General features: G+C 35.7%; 17 protein-coding genes and 2 rRNA genes. 10 read left to right on the forward strand and 9 right to left on the reverse strand.

The genetic code is table 11. The annotated features are described in order from the left end of the window. Window positions 1–14 precede the first annotated feature (14 nt). Window positions 15–662 (reverse strand): dioxygenase family protein, encoded by a 648-nt coding sequence (locus tag I862_RS03760; RefSeq protein ID WP_052646383.1) that lies wholly within the window; start codon window positions 660–662, stop codon window positions 15–17. After that, window positions 656–1,303, reverse strand: a complete 648-nt coding sequence (gene elbB / locus I862_RS03765) for an isoprenoid biosynthesis glyoxalase ElbB (RefSeq protein ID WP_038539076.1) — start codon at window positions 1,301–1,303, stop codon at window positions 656–658. Before elbB ends, I862_RS03760 begins: the two co-directional genes overlap by 7 nt. A gap of 127 nt (window positions 1,304–1,430) precedes the next feature. Here elbB and I862_RS03770 point away from each other — a divergent pair, with 127 nt between their 5' ends. Further along, on the forward strand, window positions 1,431–2,054 hold the full coding sequence (locus I862_RS03770; RefSeq protein ID WP_038539077.1) for a DUF5394 family protein: 624 nt from the start codon (window positions 1,431–1,433) through the stop codon (window positions 2,052–2,054). Here I862_RS03770 and I862_RS03775 read toward each other — a convergent pair. Both I862_RS03775 and I862_RS03780 read right to left on the reverse strand, forming a co-directional pair. After that, the gene (locus I862_RS03775; RefSeq protein WP_038539079.1) at window positions 2,029–2,937 is read right to left on the reverse strand and encodes a hypothetical protein; all 909 of its coding nucleotides are present in this window, start codon (window positions 2,935–2,937) and stop codon (window positions 2,029–2,031) included. The two genes, I862_RS03770 and I862_RS03775, sit on opposite strands and share 26 nt — an antisense overlap. 103 nt (window positions 2,938–3,040) lie before the next feature. After that, window positions 3,041–3,547: a DUF3035 domain-containing protein gene (locus tag I862_RS03780; protein WP_038539082.1), complete on the reverse strand. Its 507-nt coding sequence runs from the start codon at window positions 3,545–3,547 to the stop codon at window positions 3,041–3,043. A gap of 85 nt (window positions 3,548–3,632) precedes the next feature. On the opposite strand from I862_RS03780, the gene hemH reads away from it, so the two are divergent. The 4 genes from hemH to I862_RS03800 all read left to right on the forward strand — a co-directional run bounded on the left by hemH (window position 3,633) and on the right by I862_RS03800 (window position 6,577). Continuing rightward, a complete protein-coding gene (gene hemH / locus I862_RS03785; RefSeq protein WP_038539083.1) occupies window positions 3,633–4,667 on the forward strand; it encodes a ferrochelatase in 1,035 nt (344 codons plus the stop codon). A gap of 55 nt (window positions 4,668–4,722) precedes the next feature. Next, window positions 4,723–5,247: a hypothetical protein gene (locus tag I862_RS03790; RefSeq protein WP_038539086.1), complete on the forward strand. Its 525-nt coding sequence runs from the start codon at window positions 4,723–4,725 to the stop codon at window positions 5,245–5,247. A gap of 107 nt (window positions 5,248–5,354) precedes the next feature. Continuing rightward, on the forward strand, window positions 5,355–6,092 hold the full coding sequence (locus I862_RS03795; protein ID WP_038539089.1) for an SDR family NAD(P)-dependent oxidoreductase: 738 nt from the start codon (window positions 5,355–5,357) through the stop codon (window positions 6,090–6,092). 23 nt (window positions 6,093–6,115) lie between these two features. Continuing rightward, window positions 6,116–6,577: a VOC family protein gene (locus I862_RS03800; RefSeq protein WP_158499265.1), complete on the forward strand. Its 462-nt coding sequence runs from the start codon at window positions 6,116–6,118 to the stop codon at window positions 6,575–6,577. Window positions 6,578–6,637: 60 nt separating this feature from the next. Here the strand turns inward: I862_RS03800 and I862_RS03805 are convergent, their stop codons facing one another. Continuing rightward, window positions 6,638–7,135 (reverse strand): methylated-DNA--[protein]-cysteine S-methyltransferase, encoded by a 498-nt coding sequence (locus tag I862_RS03805; RefSeq protein ID WP_038539095.1) that lies wholly within the window; start codon window positions 7,133–7,135, stop codon window positions 6,638–6,640. A 116-nt stretch (window positions 7,136–7,251) separates the two neighbouring features. On the opposite strand from I862_RS03805, the gene I862_RS03810 reads away from it, so the two are divergent. The 3 genes from I862_RS03810 to I862_RS08835 all read left to right on the forward strand — a co-directional run bounded on the left by I862_RS03810 (window position 7,252) and on the right by I862_RS08835 (window position 10,599). Further along, the gene (locus tag I862_RS03810) at window positions 7,252–8,991 is read left to right on the forward strand and encodes an ABC transporter permease (RefSeq protein WP_038539098.1); all 1,740 of its coding nucleotides are present in this window, start codon (window positions 7,252–7,254) and stop codon (window positions 8,989–8,991) included. A 9-nt stretch (window positions 8,992–9,000) separates the two neighbouring features. After that, window positions 9,001–10,299 (forward strand): ABC transporter ATP-binding protein, encoded by a 1,299-nt coding sequence (locus I862_RS03815; protein ID WP_038539101.1) that lies wholly within the window; start codon window positions 9,001–9,003, stop codon window positions 10,297–10,299. Window positions 10,300–10,386: 87 nt separating this feature from the next. Further along, the gene (locus I862_RS08835) at window positions 10,387–10,599 is read left to right on the forward strand and encodes a transposase (RefSeq protein ID WP_038539104.1); all 213 of its coding nucleotides are present in this window, start codon (window positions 10,387–10,389) and stop codon (window positions 10,597–10,599) included. A gap of 105 nt (window positions 10,600–10,704) precedes the next feature. On the opposite strand, the gene I862_RS07845 is transcribed toward I862_RS08835, so the two are convergent. The 3 genes from I862_RS07845 to I862_RS03835 form a co-directional block, all read right to left on the reverse strand. Further along, window positions 10,705–11,331: a helix-turn-helix transcriptional regulator gene (locus I862_RS07845; protein WP_052646385.1), complete on the reverse strand. Its 627-nt coding sequence runs from the start codon at window positions 11,329–11,331 to the stop codon at window positions 10,705–10,707. A gap of 305 nt (window positions 11,332–11,636) precedes the next feature. Further along, a 5S ribosomal RNA gene (gene rrf, locus I862_RS03830) occupies window positions 11,637–11,751 on the reverse strand. Window positions 11,752–11,853: 102 nt separating this feature from the next. Continuing rightward, window positions 11,854–14,620: ribosomal RNA gene (locus tag I862_RS03835) — 23S ribosomal RNA — on the reverse strand. A gap of 259 nt (window positions 14,621–14,879) precedes the next feature. Between I862_RS03835 and gshB the strand changes: the two genes are divergently transcribed. Both gshB and gmk read left to right on the forward strand, forming a co-directional pair. Next, window positions 14,880–15,863: a glutathione synthase gene (gene gshB, locus I862_RS03840; RefSeq protein ID WP_052646386.1), complete on the forward strand. Its 984-nt coding sequence runs from the start codon at window positions 14,880–14,882 to the stop codon at window positions 15,861–15,863. A 36-nt stretch (window positions 15,864–15,899) separates the two neighbouring features. Further along, window positions 15,900–16,538 (forward strand): guanylate kinase, encoded by a 639-nt coding sequence (gmk, locus tag I862_RS03845; protein WP_038539106.1) that lies wholly within the window; start codon window positions 15,900–15,902, stop codon window positions 16,536–16,538. 202 nt (window positions 16,539–16,740) lie between these two features. On the opposite strand, the gene I862_RS03850 is transcribed toward gmk, so the two are convergent. Next, entirely contained in the window at window positions 16,741–17,901 is a 1,161-nt protein-coding gene (locus tag I862_RS03850; protein ID WP_038539109.1) for a hypothetical protein, read from the reverse strand. Between the last annotated feature and the right edge of the window lie 39 nt (window positions 17,902–17,940).

The following is a 17,940-nucleotide window of genomic DNA, read 5'->3' on the forward strand; positions in this document are numbered from 1 at the left end:
TGATTCTCCGTTTATTAATAACGTTTATATTTATTAACTCCCTCAAGAGTTAAATTAAAGCTATATGTCACCGGAACATTAGAGGACTCAGTGTAGGCGGAAATTAAAAGGTTTTTTTCTTTTTTGTCTACAATATTTTTAAGAGAAGCATCAAATTCATTCAAATTGTTGTTAGGAAAATACATATAACTTTCAAACGGCAAAAAATCAGGGTGCTTAACTTTAAAATGTATACGTGGAGCTTGCTTATCAACAACACCGGGGAATATGGTAAAAAAATTATATTGCCCTAGGTTGTTAGTGATTGCAGTTCCGGTATAGGCAAAGTTTTTATCGATCTGGTTATTTGCCAGAACTATATTGCCTGATGCATCCGCCTGCCAAATTTCAATTACCGCTTCAGCTACCGGTACGCAATTACTATCTAAAATTTTTCCGGTAATATTAATAAATTCACCTTCTGCAAAATCTGGTGAACCTGCCTTTTTTCTTAAATTATTATTTTTAATAACTTTGCCTTCAAATGGAATATCATCCCAAATTGACGGAGTTAACGGGCACTGAGTATTAAACTGTGCATCAAAATTACTATAGGCTTCCTTAGCTATATTTAGCTGTATTAAAAATGCCGCCACAAGTATACAATAATTAACCTTTAGCATATTTCTACCACCTTTTTTACCAATTGTTCAATTCCCCTAGCTACTCTCGATATTCTTTCATTTCTCATATATGCTGGAGTAGATACTATCTTATTTTTTTCATCATATACACATGATTCAGTCGGGCAAACTTCTTGCTCGGCTGAGAATGCAGTAAGCAGATTATTTTCTTCGCCTAAGGTAAGTTTTACTTTATAAGAACCTTTTACTGCTTGAGCTACTACTACGGGGGCAATACATATTGCCCCTATCGGTTTTTTCTCTCTTATGAAATCATTAATTATATTCTTCACTTCAGGTATAGCTTCACCCTTTTCACCTTTTTGCGCAATATCCGCTAAATTTTTAGCCACTCCGTACCCACCCGGAATAATGAGTGCATCAAAATCTTTACTTTTTAATTTATCCAGGGCGCTAATTTCCCCCCTCGCTATTCTTGCAGCTTCAACTAATAAATTTCTACTTTCATTCATCACGCTCCCGTCAAGATGATTAATAACATCATATTGTTTAACGTTTGGAGCAAATATCGCTACCTTTACATTATACTTATCAAGCTCAAGTAAGGTTAGAACGGATTCTCTGATTTCAGAACCGTCCTGATGGCCACATCCGGCTAAAATCACGGCAATTTTTTTCATACATTACCTTTGTTAATATTTAAGAAGATTTTAATAATCATTCTTATACTATATAATTTATGTTTAAAAATGAAAATACCGATTATATAATAAAATGATATAGCAAAATGTTTTTTACACTAATTGCATGAGTCAAAAGCCTGATAACTCCTCGGATGATAAAAAAACCGTCAACAATATGGATTTGGAATCTCTTATTAAATTAATTAATATTGCTTATGACCTTAAAAAGGCTTTTTCAAAAGGAAATGAGGTAGGCTCTCAAGAGATTGCGGTAGATATCAGCTTAATGGCTATGCTATTTGAATATATGGTTCTTAACTTAGACGAAAATAATATAGACCCGGAACTAATAGAATTTCTAGAAAAGATTCTAGGACTTAAGAAGAAAAGAAAAAGGAAAAAAGAGCTTGTTAAGGATGAAGAACAACAGGAAGAAGATTTAGACTTAGAGCCTGAAGAGGCACAAGAAGTAGAGCTATCTAAAGAAGAAAAAGAAAGACGCTACAGGCTTGCAATGTATGAGATATACAAAATATTAAATCCGCATCAGCTAGCCGGGGAAACTTCATTAGAAAACTTTGTAAATAATGTTAAAACCAGAGGAGTGGAGGAAGCTATGAAATATGAGGGGGCGGAACATGTAAAAAACTTTAATAGTAATGAATTAGAAAACCTGGAATCACATAAATTCGGATTCGTGCAAGCATTAGAAGCTCACGGAGCTAAAGGCGGGGGGAGAGGCTTGTAATTTCTTTATTATTAACTCTATCACTTACTTTATTTTCCGGTATTGTAACTTTTATTTCGCTTTCTATTATTAAAGGGGTTTTCTTTTCCGTATGCTCCGAGGCTCCATATTGCCCGATGTTTTTTTGTTTACCGTTAACAATTGCATAATTAACCCAATCTAATCCATGCTGTATAGTATTTAAATTAATACTTGTATACCCTAAGGTTACTATAGCAGTTAAAGTTTCTAATATATCATTCAATATCTTTTGTACTCTTGTTTCAATAAATTTCTCCCTCGTTAAAGGGGCTGCTTCAAGTTGAAACCAAGTAGCGGGAGGGTTATTAGTAAACCCGAATAAGAATTCACTAAACATTTTACCTGCCGTTAGCGAACGGTCACTTTTACCGTCTACTGCTCCGTTTTCTTTACACGCCCCATAGTGGGAAGAAATTCTTTCTCTAGTCAAACCGCTCTTTTCAAGATTGGCATAAAGTTCGCCATTATCATTTATTTTAAAGTGCCCTCCCTTGAACCCTTCTTCCAAACCTGCTGAATTATGCTTCTGGCATGTAATCAGAATATCTAAAATAATATTAGCTTTTTCTAATACTAATGTATTTTCATTTTCAATTTTTTCTAATTCATTTTTGCTTTTATTTAAGCGCCTGGATTCAATTTTTAATCTATGATTATTATTTTTTATTGGGCTCTCATCTGAAATCTTTATGAATGGAGCCACAAAATGAATGCATTTATATAAATGCTCGGAAAGCTCTTCATGAAATTTTAAATTTTCTAAGAATTGAGTTTTTATTTTCTCATCGATCAGTTTATCAGCTTTAACTTTTAGTTGGTTAACTAAATTCTTTATAATGCCTTGTTCTTCTAAACCATTCATAGTGCAACCAAAAAATACTCAATGGCACTACTATATATATAACAGGTTAACAAACAGTTAACTTGTTTGGTTGATTTGAGGCTAAATATAAAATTATTAAGAATTAACCGAAGAGTTTACTAAAGCCGGACTTTTGCTTTAAATTTTTAACTTCACCTTCGTTAACGGGCTTGCCTTCTTTAAGGTTATTAGAGATTCTTTCCTTCTCTAATTCAGCATCTACCACTGGTTCTTTCCCGCTTTCATCATTTAATGATCCTAAAGTTTTTCTGATAAAACCACGATTTTCTGTAGTATCTTGTTTACCTAAAGCTTCATTATCTATTGATTCTTTAACCGCACTTTTTGTTGCCGAGGTTGAAACCGCATTAAGCAAACGGCTTTCCTCTACTGTGTATTTAGCAGCATTTTCGGAATTCCTTCTGGGTAATGCTCTTTTATCCACGCCCGGTTCATTTAAATTAAATTCGGGAGGTATGCTTAAGGGAGGATAAGAGACTACGGTAAACTCATCTGGTCCTTCTTTTCTAAGCCCTAAGCTGGATTTAACATCATTACTGCAGCTAGTTAGAAGAATTAAAAATGGTATAGATAAAATTATTTTTTTCATATATATAAAATCTTAGCAAACTTTGCCTTATTTTCTACAGCGGTTTTTCGCTTTTTACAAGCATTTTTAAGGATATAAACTATATATGAATAAATTCAAGAAAGCAGTAGTATTATTTAACTTAGGTGGGCCCGATAGTTTAGATGCAGTGAAACCCTTTTTGTTTAATTTGTTTTATGATAAAGCTATTTTAAATATTCCAAATCCTTTCAGGTTTCTACTTGCCATATTTATTTCCTCAAGGCGGGCTGAATACGCAAAGAAAATATATGAAAAAATAGGCGGCAAATCTCCTATCTTAGAACTGACAAAGCTTCAGGCAGATGCCTTAGAATTAAGCTTGAATAAGGAGAGCGGCAATGAATTCAAAGTTTTTATTGCGATGAGATGCTGGCATCCTTTAACTGAAGATGTGGTGAGTAGAGTAAAAGATTTTAATCCTGATGAAGTTATTTTACTTCCCCTGTATCCGCAGTTTTCCACTACCACTACCGCTTCCTCAATTTCACATTGGCATAAAACCGCACATAAATTTAACTTGCATGCGCCCTCTAGAACAGTTTGCTGCTATCCACAAAACCAAGGTTTTATTGATGCATATGTTGATTTGACTCGAAAAAAATATGAAGAAGCAGTTAATATTGCACATCCTATAATTCTATTTTCAGCACACGGCATCCCTCTTAATCGTGTTAAAGCGGGAGATCCTTATGAATGGCAGGTAAACCAAACAGTAAAAGCAATTGTAGAAGGTTTGAATATAGAAAATTTAGACTATAAAATTTGCTATCAAAGTAAAGTGGGACCTCTGGAATGGCTTAAACCTGCCACCGAAGACGAGATAATAAAAGCAAGTACTGATAAGAAACCTATTGTTGTGGTGCCTATAGCATTTGTTTCAGAACATTCGGAAACTATAGTTGAGTTGGATATGATGTATAAGGAGTTGGCTGAACAAAACAGCTGCCCTGGATATTTCAGGGTTGAAGCGGTTGGTACTCATCCAAAGTTTATTGAAGGCCTTGCAGAACTTTGTCTAAATCAGGATAATAATTCATATATTAATAATAATATAAAAGAATGCTCACAAAAATTTAGCAAATGTCCATGTTCTAATTAATAAGAATTAGTTTATTATATAATAATTAATTATAGTTATTATATACATCATAAAAATGGAAAATTGTTTAGATAGCAGCATTACTACCAGACAATCACACTCTTTAATAACCGGCAGTGAATTCTTATATGATTTAATTCAATGGAGTATTATTGCTAGGCTTACTTATAATAATAAGCAAAGCTTAACTTATTCTTTTGTATTAACGAGCCTTAAAAGTGCAGTCGGTACATTTGTACAGCCGCTTTGCAGTAATGATAATAAATTCTCAACCGCTTACTTAGAAACTTTTTCAACAGAAATTTTTAATTTTTCAAAGGTTTTTATAATCTATTCTGCAGGTGCTTCAATATCGCATTCACTAAATGATAATGGTTATATATCCAAAACCACTGTAGAAATTTCTAAAGCAGCTTCGGCCTTTTTACTAAATACAATTATACACTATTATCCTGACTATCAAGATTCCTTTTTTGAAAATTTTATTAGCGGAACATTAAATAAAACCATAGCGGAACTTAGCGAACCGGAAAGCATACAAATTCACTACCCCTCTTTCCAGAATGAATTTAATGCTTGATACCCTGCTTTTAAACTAATTTTAAAACCTTTAAAAAGTTATTTACCAAATTTTTAATCTATCTATATTAAAATCTTATAAGATTAATACAATGTGATAGAGGGCTCATGGCAAATTATCTGATAATTGCGGGAACTAGTAGGATTGGTCAATCAGTAGCACAAGATTTGCTTAAATCTGGAAACACCGTTTTCATTACCGGCAGAAATAAGGAAAAAACCAAAAAAATTGCAGATGAACTCGGTAACGTTCAATATGAAATCTTGGATGCAACTGATTTTGATGCAGTAAATTTATGCTTTGCAAAAGTTAAATCATTATGCGGTGAGCTTCATGGAGTGGTAAATTGTGCCGGCTCGTTCTTACTCAAGCCCGCACACTTAACAACACGGGAAGAATTTGATTTAAACATAAATGCTAATTTAACTTCAGCTTTCGCAGTCGTAAGGGCAGCCGGAGAACATATGTTAAACGGCGGATCGGTTGTTCTTATCTCTTCGGCGGTGGCTAAAATCGGGCTTGCGAGCCATGAGGCAATGGCTGCGGCTAAAGCCGGGGTCATTGGCCTTATGATGTCAGCCGCTGCAAGTTATGCACATCAAAACTTAAGGTTTAATGCAGTAGCCCCGGGACTTGTGGAAACTGATATGTCTAAAAAAGTTACCTCTAACCCGCTTACCCTTGAAGCATCAAAGAAAATGCATCCATTAGGAAGAATCGGAACCCCCGATGAAGCGGCAAGATTAATCACCTTCCTGCTTGCTGAAGAAAACAGCTGGATTACCGGGCAAGCAATTAGTATTGACGGCGGCATAAGCACTATCCAGCCGAAAGTTAAAATTTAGTTTTATAAAATATGAGAGGAAATATGAACAATAATGAGATTACCGCAGAAGGTTTAAATCACCTTTCTACTATGATTAGTGTTAAAGATGCTAATGAAGCAGTAAAATTCTATGTTGAGGTATTCGGATTTAAAGCACATGAGGTTACCAATGACCGAGAGGGAAATGTTGTATTTGCAAGGCTGGTTTATAAAGGGATTAACCTAATGATCGCCCCTCCAAATCCTATTGAAGAGGAAGATTTTATGTCACCTCCCGTTTCAAGTAACTGTCCTCCGCAAGTTAGCTTTTATGTTTATTGTGATAATCTTGAAGAAAGCTACTGCAAAGCAAAAGATTATGGGCTAAAATTTCTTCATGGTAAAGAAATAAAATTTTGGGGTGATAAAGCTTTTAGAGTATTAGATCCAAACGGATATATCTGGAATTTTGCGACCAAGTTCGCTGAGCATGATGCAACTAAAGTACCTCGCGAAGTGTTATAATAAAATCCAAAAAGCTCATTTGGGCTAAATATTTTTATATTTATTTTTATGTTGTGTTTTTTAAATAGTTATATTTCTAATTCCTTCCAAAGTTAGAATAGAGTGCTTTAGCTCTATTCCACCGGCATATCCGGTAAGAGAATTATTGCTACCTATAACACGATGGCAAGGCACAATTAATGAAATCGGATTTCTTCCGACTGCCGCCGCCACGGCTCGAATGCTATTCGAAGCACCGATATTATTTGCCAGTTCCTTATAGGTTATAGTTTTTCCGTAAGGTATTTTACTGAGCTCTTCCCATACTTTTTTTTGAAATTCGGTGAACTTTATGAAACTATAAGGTATTTCAAATTTTCTTCTATTCCCGCATGAATATTCTTTAAGCTGCTTTTCAGCTAATTTTAATATCTCCAGTTCCGAGTCATTTTGCCACTCCAGTTTGAGTTGGGGAATATATTTTTCTTTAACAAAATATAGTCCAGTTATATTTTCCGAATCCGATAATAAAAGTATATCTCCTAGCTTTGTAGTAATATTAGAATAATATTTTGTCATATAAAAAACCGTGTTATATAATTATCAGAAGCTTACACTACTCTTTAATAATATTGAAAATATAAAAAAATCTGCTCATACTTAATTAATAAGCAAAAATATTAAAGACGAATAAAATGCTAAAATCAAATATAATATTTTTAAAAAACGCACAAAACCCGGTAAAAATATTATTTTTAAATTTAGCGGCATTAACCATTGTACTTAGTATGTTTTTCTGTCTCAGTCTTGCAGCAAAAAAGACAAATGTTAATATTAGCGTTTATGAAACCGAGTATATTTCCCTAGCAAGTTCTAACTTACCCTATTATGCCTTAATGACCTCGGCAAGAATATTTATTGCGGTTATTTTTTCACTTATATTTGCTCTCTGTGTCTCTACACTCGCTGCAAAAAGTAAAAAAGCGGAGGAAATTATTCTTCCCCTTTTAGATGTTATGCAATCAATTCCGATTTTAGGCTATGCCTCGTTTGCAGTTACTTTCTTTGTTGCGCTTTCTCCTCATAAAGTATTGGGCGTGGAAATGGCGGTAATTTTTGTCATTTTTACTTCTCAGGTATGGAATATAACATTTAGCATGCATCAATCATTGAAAACGGTACCACAGGATATAATAGAAGCTTCAATTATTTTCGGATTATCTCCCTGGCAAAGATTTTGGCTGGCAGAGCTTCCTTTCGCCATTCCGGGTTTAGTTTGGAATATTATGGTTTCGGTATCGGGAAGTTGGTTTTTCATAGTTGCTTCCGAGGCAATATCGGTAGGTAATATTAATTATACCCTACCCGGCATAGGCTCTTACCTCGGTGCTGCAATAGCCCGAAAAGACTGGCATGCTATTATATATTCAATTCTAACTACACTGATTCTAATCATTTTATATAATAAGCTAATTTTTCAACCTTTAGTAGTTTGGGCAAGGAAATTTAAGTATGAAATGGTAAATGCTCAAGAAATAAGCGGATCTTGGATTTACAATATACTAAGTAAATCCGTATTATTAAAAATTCTATTCAAACCTTTTTCCTGGTTTATAAGCAAAATCTTTAAATTTAGTTTTAGAAGCTCCCTATCATTACCCTCTTATAAACAACATGCCATCGCTAAAAGTAAGAGCTTCAATTATGCCTGGTATCTGAGTATTGCGTTTCTAACGGCAAGCCTTGCTTATTATATATTCAGCTTTTTGTATAATTTCAGTAATTTGAGTCAACTTACCCATGTGCTTTTTTTAGGAGCTATTACTGCCTTAAGAATTATTGTTTTAATATTTTTAGCTTTAATTATATTAATCCCTATCGGAATATATATAGGTTTAAATGAAAAGCTAGCTGCAGGGGTGCAACCGGTAATATTGTTTCTTGCTGCTTTCCCGGCAAATCTGTTATTTCCTTTTTTTGTTATAATAATCGTAAGTAATAATTTAAACCCTAATATTTGGCTTAGCCCTTTGATTATACTTGGTGCACAATGGTATATTTTGTTAAATATCATTGCTGGGGTTTCAGCACTGCCGAGAGAACTCCTTGAAGCTGCTTCTTTATTTAATATTAAAGGCTTAATTTTTATAAGGAAAGTTATTCTGCCAAGTATTCTTCCTTATATAATTACCGGCTCTCTTTGCGCTTCAGGAGGAGCTTGGAATGCAAGCATTGTTGCAGAAGCTGTTAACTGGGGGGGAACCACTCTTTATGCGACCGGTTTAGGCGCTTATATAGCTCAAAACACTATTGCGGGAGAATATCATAACATAAGTTTAGGAGTATGTATTATGTGCTTTTACGTTATGCTTTTAAACAAATTAGTATGGCGCCCTTTATATAAATTAACTGAAAAAACTTTGCATTTGGGATAGGAGAAATTTATGGCCATTAAAACTAATTTACCGATTTTAGAGCTTAAAAATCTTAATAAATATTATGATCAACCGGATGGTGGAAAAAAAGTTATTTTAGATGATATCAATTTATCTCTCAATGAACGAGAGATAGTAGGCATACTAGGACGTTCGGGTAGCGGTAAGTCTACTTTACTCAGAATTATTTCAGGATTATTACCTATGAGTAGCGGAGAGATTATATATAACGGTATTCCTGCTCCCTTGCCGTCCAGTACGCTTGCAATGGTTTTTCAAACATTTGCACTTTTCCCTTGGCTAAATGTTATTGAGAATGTATCAATAGGGCTGGAATCAAAAAATATGCCAAAAGATGAAATTAATAAGAAAGCTCTGGATGCAATTTCTTTAATCGGCCTTGACGGTTATGAAAATGCCTACCCCAAAGAGTTATCGGGCGGCATGAAACAAAGGATAGGTTTTGCAAGAGCACTAGTGACTAACCCTAAAATTTTGCTTTTAGATGAAGCTTTCTCTGCCCTTGATATATTAACTGCTACTGAACTTAAAGCTGAATTTATTGACTTATGGTCGGTTAAAAAGACCGGCTTAAAGTCGATTCTTATTGTAACCCATAATATTGAAGAAGCAGTTTTACTTTGTGATAGAGTTTTAATTTTTTCCTCTAATCCGGGCAAGGTAGTTTCAGAAATAAAAATTAATATATCTCATCCCCGCAATAGACATGATCCTGAAGTGAGAAATTTAGTGGATAATATTTATACCATAATGACTAACGCATTAAGTAAAAATAACTCGACCGATACACTTACTAAATCGGTTGAGAATGAGAGTTTACTGGCTCAAATTTCAACTAATAAGCTAAACGGGGTAATTGAAATTTTATTTGCTGAACCGTATAACGGCACGGCTGATATTTACCGACTATCTGAACAACTAAGCCTTTCTATTGATTGTTTGTTTCCTATTTTAGAATTATTAAAAACATTAAAGTTTGCATTAATTAAAAAAGGAGATGTTTTATTGACTTCCACGGGTAAAATGTATGCCGAAGCAGATACTGATGAACGTAAACAAATATTTGCCCGCCATTTAGTTGAAAATATCGCACTTATCAGCAATATCAGAACAGCATTAAAATTAGCTAAAAGAAAGAAAGTAAATCGCAGCCATTTTATAAAAGAGCTAACGAAAACCTTAGCCGAAGAGCAGGCAAATAAACTATTAAACATAGTCATCAGCTATGCAAGGTATGCGGAAATTTTCTCATATAATTATGCTACTAAAACATTTAGCATAAAGTAGTTATTTTAATGGCATAATAAAATAATGAGTTATTGTAAAAAACTCTTCAAAATAGTGCAGAGCAAGTTAGGAATAAAATAAAGAAAGATGCCATCGAATCCTTATAGTTTAGATTTAAGATATAAAACAATAAGATACTTGGGTAAAAGCCGAGGATTAGTAGTAATAATGGATAATATTTCTTTTTATAAACCTCAGAGAAGTGATCAATTAATTAAATCAGTTTGCTTTAAGCTACCCCCCCATTACTCACCGAATCTCAACTCGGTAGAGAAATTTTGGGCTAACATGGAGCAATAGATGTAAAAGTATTAGCATTCATATGATGCAATCTCCGCTTTTTCTTTATAAAAGAATTTAACTAATTCATTATATAAAAAATTACAACCTTATTCAAAAAAGGGTTTATTTAAATGAATCCCATATGTAGTCAAAATTCTTAACACCCACATCAAACAACGCTTGATCTTGGATAACAATAACTTTTAATTTTTCCATACAAAATATAGCTACATTACCCGAAAAATATGAATGTGCAGCTAATGGGGAGCTATATAGCGGAATTTTCTTGATATTAAAATTACTATATTTATCAAAATTTAAAAATTTTCCATCCGGAGTAAACATTTTTACTTTTACACTATCCAATTTGGCAATTCTCTCATAATGAACCTGTATCATAGAACCAAGTTTTTGCCTGAGCACTACGCCGTTAACAGTAAAAATTCTATGGTAACTTGAACTTGCTTTTAACACCTCATAATTATAATCCAAATATTTCTGGATACCATTCAACCCTTCATACACCTTAATAGAAGAATTAACTAATACCCCACTATTTTCAACGAAACATACCCCAAATTTCTCAAAGGTAATCATTACTTTTTCCATAGTCTTTTTATGAGTAGAATGCCGATCATTTTCTAAATTATTAATCGTGCTTACGGATAAATCGGAGAAATCGGCAAGATTTTGTGTAGTCCAGCCTAATAATGTTCTTGCAGCTTTTATTTGGGCGGTAGTAATTTGCATTGTTTAATGTTGTAAAAATTATACTTTATAGATACCTTATAAGGTAATTATTATATTTTTAACAATTAAAAAAATATTTTTTAATTAGATATAAAAAAAGGATCCTTGTTTGACTAGCTTAGCTAGAATGATGAATTGATCACGGATTAGTGTAATAAGCTTTATAAAATAGTAACCAATCAATCTAAAAAAATACTACTAACATAAATAAGTTTATTAAGTATTTTGGCTAAGGCTATTAATATTAGTATTTAAGATTAGTAATTTTAAATGATATATTTAATGCTATAAAGTCTTACTTTTAGGCTTGGCAACAACCTACTCTCCCGTGCCTTAAGACAAAGTACCATCGGCGATGAAGGGTTTCACTTCTGAGTTCGAAATGGGATCAGGTGTTTCACCAGCTCTATAATCACCAAGCCAAAAAGTAAGACCTCTATTTTATAAGAGGTATTGTGAGAAATTTTCAAATTCACTGGGAAAATAATTTATAAGCTTAACACTGTAAGCGATATTAGTTTCCAGCTAAAGTCAATCGTGCTATTAGTATCGGTTAGCTCAATGGATTGCTCCACTTACACACCCGACCTATCAACGTCATGGTCTTTGACGGCACTAGTTGGGAAAATTAGTTTTGAGATGGGTTTCCCACTTAGATGCTTTCAGCGGTTATCCCTTCCGTACATAGCTACCCAGCGTTGCTCTTGGCAGAACAACTGGTACACCAGTGGTACGTCCAACTCGGTCCTCTCGTACTAAAGTCAGATTCTCTCAATTTTCCTTACACCCACGGCAGATAGGGACCAAACTGTCTCACGACGTTCTGAACCCAACTCACGTACCACTTTAATCGGCGAACAGCCGAACCCTTGGGACCTTCTCCAGCCCCAGGATGTGATGAGTCGACATCGAGGTGCCAAACGAGCTCGTCGCTATGGACGCTTGGAGCTCATCAGCCTGTTATCCCCGGAGTACCTTTTATCCGTTGAGTGATGGCCCTTCCACACAGAACCACCAGATCACTATGACCGACTTTCGTCTCTGCTCGACTTGTCAGTCTCGCAGTCAGGCAAGCTTATGCCATTGCACTCTAACAGTTGATTTCCGACCAACCTGAGCTTACCTTCGCACGCCTCCGTTACGCTTTGGGAGGCGACCGCCCCAGTCAAACTACCCACCATGCAGGGTCCCAACCCCTGATTCAAGAGGTTTGGTTAGATGTCAAAAGTTTGAAGGGTGGTATTTCAAGGGCGACTCCACGACAGCTAGCGCCATCGCTTCATAGTCTCCCACCTATCCTACACATCAAACCCCTAACACCACTGCAAAGTTATAGTAAAGGTTCACGGGGTCTTTCCGTCTAACCGCGGGCACTCCGCATCTTCACGGAGATTTCAATTTCGCTGAGTTAATGTTGGAGACAATGGGGAAGTCGTTACGCCATTCATGCAGGTCGGAACTTACCCGACAAGGAATTTCGCTACCTTAGGACCGTCATAGTTACGGCCGCCGTTTACTGGGGCTTCAGCTCAGTGCTTGCACACCTCACCTTAACCTTCCAGCACCGGGCAGGCGTCAGACCATATACTTCCTCTTACGAGTTTGCATAGTCTTGTGTTTTTGATAAACAGTCGCTACCCCCTGCTATGTGCCACCTTATCTTAGTTGCCTAAGTAAGGCCATCCTTATCCCGAAGTTACGGATGCAATTTGTCTAGTTCCTTCAACATCATTCTCTCTACGCCTTGGTATACTCTACCAGTCCACCAGTGTCGGTTTGGGGTACGGTCTTATACGCTGGAGTTATTTCCTGGAAGTCTTAGGTTGCACCATGGAATCCAATCACCCAGTACAACTTTCAGCCTTCGTCACTTCCAGCAGGCCCACGAATATTAACGTGGTTCCCATCGACTACGCCTTTCGGCCTCGCCTTAGGGGCCGGCTAACCCTACGCAGATTAACTTTACGTAGGAACCCTTGGACTTTCGGCGAAAATGTTTCTTACATTTTTTTACGCTACTCATGTCAGCATTCTCACTTGTGATACCTCCAGCATGCCTTACGACACACCTTCACAGGCTTACACAACGCTCCGCTACCGCTTATATTCTAAAGAATATAAACCCGCGTCTTCGGTATATGGTTTTAGCCCCGTTACATTTTCGGCGCAGGATCGCTATTAGACTAGTGAGCTGTTACGCTTTCTTTAAAGGATAGCTGCTTCTAAGCTAACCTCCTAGTTGTTTTGGCATTCCCACATCCTTTAACACTTAACCATAATTTGGGGACCTTAGACGGCGGTCTGGGCTGTTTCCCTCTCGGCCATGGATCTTATCACCCACAGCCTGCCTGCTGTCCTCTACTCATCGGTATTCGGAGTTTGGTTAGGTTTGGTAGGGCTTTGGGCCCCCCTAGCCGATCCAGTGCTCTACCCCCGATGGTAATAGACAACGCTCTACCTAAATAGATTTCGCGGAGAACCAGCTATTTCCGAGTTTGATTGGCCTTTCACCCCTAGTCACAAGTCATCCCTCACTTTTGCAACAGTGATGGGTTCGGCCCTCCGTTAGGTTTCACCCTAACTTCAGCCTGCTCATAACTAGATCACCCGGTTTCGGGTCTAATGCACCTAACTTAACGCCCTATTAAGGCTCGCTTTCACTACGGCTACACCTATCGGCTTAACCTTGCTAGATACACTAAGTCGCTGACCCATTATACAAGAGGTACGCCGTCACAACACATTCTCTTGCGAGAAAGGCTGCTCCGACTGCTTGTAAGCATTTGGTTTCAGGTTCTATTTCACTCCCCTTATCGGGGTTCTTTTTACCTTTCCTTCACAGTACTTGTTCACTATCGGTCGTCAGGTAGTACTTAGGCTTGGAGAGTGGTCTCCCCATATTCAGACAAGGTTTCACGTGCCCCGCCCTACTCGAGATCTTCATCACTTTTTACCTATACGGGGCTATCACCCTTTATAGCTATCCTTTCCAGAATATTCTAGTTTTTATGATAAAGATACTGGCCTAGTCCGCGTTCGCTCGTCACTACTAGCGGAGTCTCGGTTGATTTCCTTTCCTCTAGGTACTTAGATATTTCAGTTCCCTAGGTTCGCTTCTTTAAGCTATTTATTCACTCAAAGATACTGAATAAATTCAGTGGGTTTCCCCATTCAGACATCTACGGATCAAAAGTTATTGGCACTTCCCCGTAGCTTATCGCAGCCTATCACGTCTTTCATCGCCTCCTGTCGCCAAGGCATTCACCAAATGCTCTTTTTATACTTTAGCTGATTCTTAAAAAATACTAACATCGCATACAGAATTAAACTTACAACAAAATTAAATTTTATTTTCGCGGTGTATTATTTGGAAAATTTCTCACAATTTCAAAAGAACAATGTAGACTAAATCTACATTTTCACTAACGACGTTTGTTTTTTCGTGTCGCTTCGTGAGTTGAATTTATATGCGAATTCATTTGCCTAGTCAACATCTATTTTTAATTTTTTTTTGATTTTTTATATTTCAAGGTTTAAATCTATTATGAATGAATAACTTAAACTTAATTCAATTTATTATGACAAGCAATATAGTTGCGATTCAAATGGATCCCTTAAATAAAATCTCTTTTGCCACCGATAGCTCCTGGCTTATTGCCTATGAGCTTTTCAAAAGAGGATTCGCCTTATTTATATATACGCCTATAAACCTTTTTTACCGGGATGATGAGGTGTGCGCACGCGGAAATTTTATTGAAATTGATGTGTATTTCCCGGCTAAATATAACGTAAGTAAAACTACAGTAATAAACCTTGCAAAAACTAAAGCCGTTATTATCAGGCAAAACCCTCCCTTTAATATGGAGTATATCACTACTACTTACCTGCTTGAGTTAATAAAGGATAAAACCCTTATAATTAATAACCCTACGGAAATCAGAAATTATGCTGAAAAACTTTGCGTTTTAAATTTCCCTGACCTTACGCCTGCAACGCTTATAGCCTCAAGCAATACACCCGAAGTAATGCATTTTATTGAAGCACATAAACAGGTTGTTATAAAACCTATATATGCATTCGGCGGGCTTGATATAGAAAAAATTGAAAGCACTACGCCTAATATAAAAGGTATATTGAATAAATATATCAGAAAATACGGCAATTTCATATTGCAGCAATATTTACCCTCAATAAGAGAGGGCGATAAGCGGATAATATTATTAGACGGGGAGATTCTGGGAGCAATAAAGCGAGTTCCGGATGAGCAGGATTTTAGAGCTAATCTTGTAGTAGGAGGTAGCGCACAAACCACCGAACTTTCAAAAAGAGATCTTGAAATTTGTTTAGCGCTTAAACCGGAATTAAAGAAAAGAGGATTATTTTTTGTCGGTATAGATATAATTGATAAGTATTTGATTGAAATAAACGTGACATCACCGACAGGGCTTGTTGCAATAAATAGACTCTATAACAAAAATGTTGAAGTCGAAATCGCAAATCAGATTGAAAGCAAGTTAAATTGCATGTTATAAGGGTGCGATTAATATTAATCGATTGCCATATAATATATGTTACAAATTAAACGTCGCGGGCTTATGTTAATTCTTTCTTCTCCGTCGGGGGCAGGAAAAACTACCCTAGCACAGCTGTTATTAAAATCCGATCAGCATATCAGACCTTCAGTTTCGTTTACCACCAGAAAAAAACGTGCGAATGAGATTGAAGGTATACATTATTATTTTACCGATCATGAAACATTTAAAAAAATGATTGAACAAAATGCTTTTCTTGAATATGCGGAAGTGTTCGGAGAAATGTATGGTACGCCTAAAAAGTTTGTTGATCAGCACTTGGAAAATGGTGAAGATGTATTATTTGATATTGATTGGCAAGGTAACCGTTCACTTACACAAATAGCCAGAGAAGATACGGTAAGTGTTTTTATCTTCCCGCCTTCCAAAAAAGAACTGCTTGATAGGCTTAAATCACGCGACCAAGATAGCGCGGAGGTTGTGAAAGCGCGCATGGATAAGGCTAATGAGGAATTAAGCCACTGGCATGAATATGATTACTCGATTATTAATCGTGATATTGATGATAGCCTTAAGAAGCTACTTGCCATTCTGCGTGCCGAAAGGTTGAAAAAAGCCAGAAGACTAGGTGTGTCGGACTTTGTTAATAACTTGATTAATGAAGAGCTTGAATAGTTGTTCGCTAAAGATATCATCATTATAAAATTAGCTTTTTCCGGTTTATAATATCCCTACTCCCCGAATAATAACTTAATAATGTCGTTTTATTATTGATTATAAATACGGCATCATAGTTTGTTGTAAAAACCTTGCAAACAGTAGACTTTCTATATTACCGGCAAATACTTTAACTTAAGAACTTTAACTTAAGAGATTTTTACAGCTCGTCATTAAACTCGGTAAACTTATAGAGATTAACCAGCTCATATGGCGTAATCGCTTCATAATCTTGATACATACTTGTGCATTTTTGTTCACCGTCTTCCATGAAGTTCTCCAGCTCGGATAATTTAGTCTGATTATGTCCCAGTGCAGCTAATTCTACTTCAAAGCAGTTTCTAGTGGTTTTCAGCTCATCCAATCTATCATCTAAAACTTTTACCAATAAGCTTTCCAGTGCATTTGCAGTGTTTGTTGCTTCAGGAGTAAACTCTTTAAGTTTTTTAAAATTAAATATCTTATTTAATTGGTTGCTTGAATAATAACTCGATACGACTTCCATTCTTTCATGAATTATTTTTCTAATCTCAGCTATTGGAGTAGAAGCAACTGCATCTAAAGCTTCTAATAACTTTTCACTGTCTATTTTTTTTACCAATTCTTTTCCAAATTTAGTTTTCAGATAGCCGGGTGCAGCAAGGCTATAATAAATATACTGAGCATCAATCATATATTGTATTTGCCAAGGTAATAAATGATGGTCACTTACAACGCGAGTAGGAACCATAAAAGAAAAGCTGTCATCATAATCAAATCTGGTTACCTTTAAGCTATCCCCGCCATTAATAAGGGCATAGTTTATCCCATTATCAATATCTCTGTCATCTATAAATATAGATAATATAGTAGCTACTTCAAAACCAAGAACCGGTTTCCCGTTATATATAGACGGGTTTATGCTATTATGTTTTAATATACCGCCTTGAATTTCACACCCCCCTATAACACAATCAAAAGGGATACTATCTGCGTTAATCTTAGCTGCTACCTCATATCCATAATTATCGAACTGGTGAAAATTATTTATATATTTAACGGCAAGCTTAATTTGGTTAGCATATTTACTGTCTTTTACAAGCATCATAGTAGAGGCATTATCACCCAAAAAATATTTATAAATTCCACCTGCAATAAATTCTCTGATTATCCAGGAATTAATATTTTCTTTTATAATCCACAAGCTTTGATTGCTGCTTGATTCCTCATCTTTTAACTTATAAATATAGGTATTAATACTTGAAGACTTTGAGTATCTGTCAACCGGTGCATATTTAATAAAATCTTTGTCTAATGTAAAAGTTTTTGAGTATTTAGCCATAATGGAAGGAACAATTTTTAATTATTCGCAAATAATAGC

Source organism: endosymbiont of Acanthamoeba sp. UWC8 (assembly GCF_000730245.1).
Lineage (GTDB): Bacteria > Pseudomonadota > Alphaproteobacteria > Rickettsiales > Midichloriaceae > Jidaibacter.

What these genes read in the sequence shown, in the direction of transcription:
- I862_RS03760 (WP_052646383.1), bottom strand. Translation starts at nt 662, where the DNA reads ATGCTAAAGGTTAATTATTGTATACTTGTGGCGGCATTTTTAATACAG.
- elbB (WP_038539076.1), bottom strand. Translation starts at nt 1,303, where the DNA reads ATGAAAAAAATTGCCGTGATTTTAGCCGGATGTGGCCATCAGGACGGT.
- I862_RS03770 (WP_038539077.1), top strand. Translation starts at nt 1,431, where the DNA reads ATGAGTCAAAAGCCTGATAACTCCTCGGATGATAAAAAAACCGTCAAC.
- I862_RS03775 (WP_038539079.1), bottom strand. Translation starts at nt 2,937, where the DNA reads ATGAATGGTTTAGAAGAACAAGGCATTATAAAGAATTTAGTTAACCAA.
- I862_RS03780 (WP_038539082.1), bottom strand. Translation starts at nt 3,547, where the DNA reads ATGAAAAAAATAATTTTATCTATACCATTTTTAATTCTTCTAACTAGC.
- hemH (WP_038539083.1), top strand. Translation starts at nt 3,633, where the DNA reads ATGAATAAATTCAAGAAAGCAGTAGTATTATTTAACTTAGGTGGGCCC.
- I862_RS03790 (WP_038539086.1), top strand. Translation starts at nt 4,723, where the DNA reads ATGGAAAATTGTTTAGATAGCAGCATTACTACCAGACAATCACACTCT.
- I862_RS03795 (WP_038539089.1), top strand. Translation starts at nt 5,355, where the DNA reads ATGGCAAATTATCTGATAATTGCGGGAACTAGTAGGATTGGTCAATCA.
- I862_RS03800 (WP_158499265.1), top strand. Translation starts at nt 6,116, where the DNA reads ATGAACAATAATGAGATTACCGCAGAAGGTTTAAATCACCTTTCTACT.
- I862_RS03805 (WP_038539095.1), bottom strand. Translation starts at nt 7,135, where the DNA reads ATGACAAAATATTATTCTAATATTACTACAAAGCTAGGAGATATACTT.
- I862_RS03810 (WP_038539098.1), top strand. Translation starts at nt 7,252, where the DNA reads ATGCTAAAATCAAATATAATATTTTTAAAAAACGCACAAAACCCGGTA.
- I862_RS03815 (WP_038539101.1), top strand. Translation starts at nt 9,001, where the DNA reads ATGGCCATTAAAACTAATTTACCGATTTTAGAGCTTAAAAATCTTAAT.
- I862_RS08835 (WP_038539104.1), top strand. Translation starts at nt 10,387, where the DNA reads ATGCCATCGAATCCTTATAGTTTAGATTTAAGATATAAAACAATAAGA.
- I862_RS07845 (WP_052646385.1), bottom strand. Translation starts at nt 11,331, where the DNA reads ATGCAAATTACTACCGCCCAAATAAAAGCTGCAAGAACATTATTAGGC.
- gshB (WP_052646386.1), top strand. Translation starts at nt 14,880, where the DNA reads ATGAATAACTTAAACTTAATTCAATTTATTATGACAAGCAATATAGTT.
- gmk (WP_038539106.1), top strand. Translation starts at nt 15,900, where the DNA reads ATGTTACAAATTAAACGTCGCGGGCTTATGTTAATTCTTTCTTCTCCG.
- I862_RS03850 (WP_038539109.1), bottom strand. Translation starts at nt 17,901, where the DNA reads ATGGCTAAATACTCAAAAACTTTTACATTAGACAAAGATTTTATTAAA.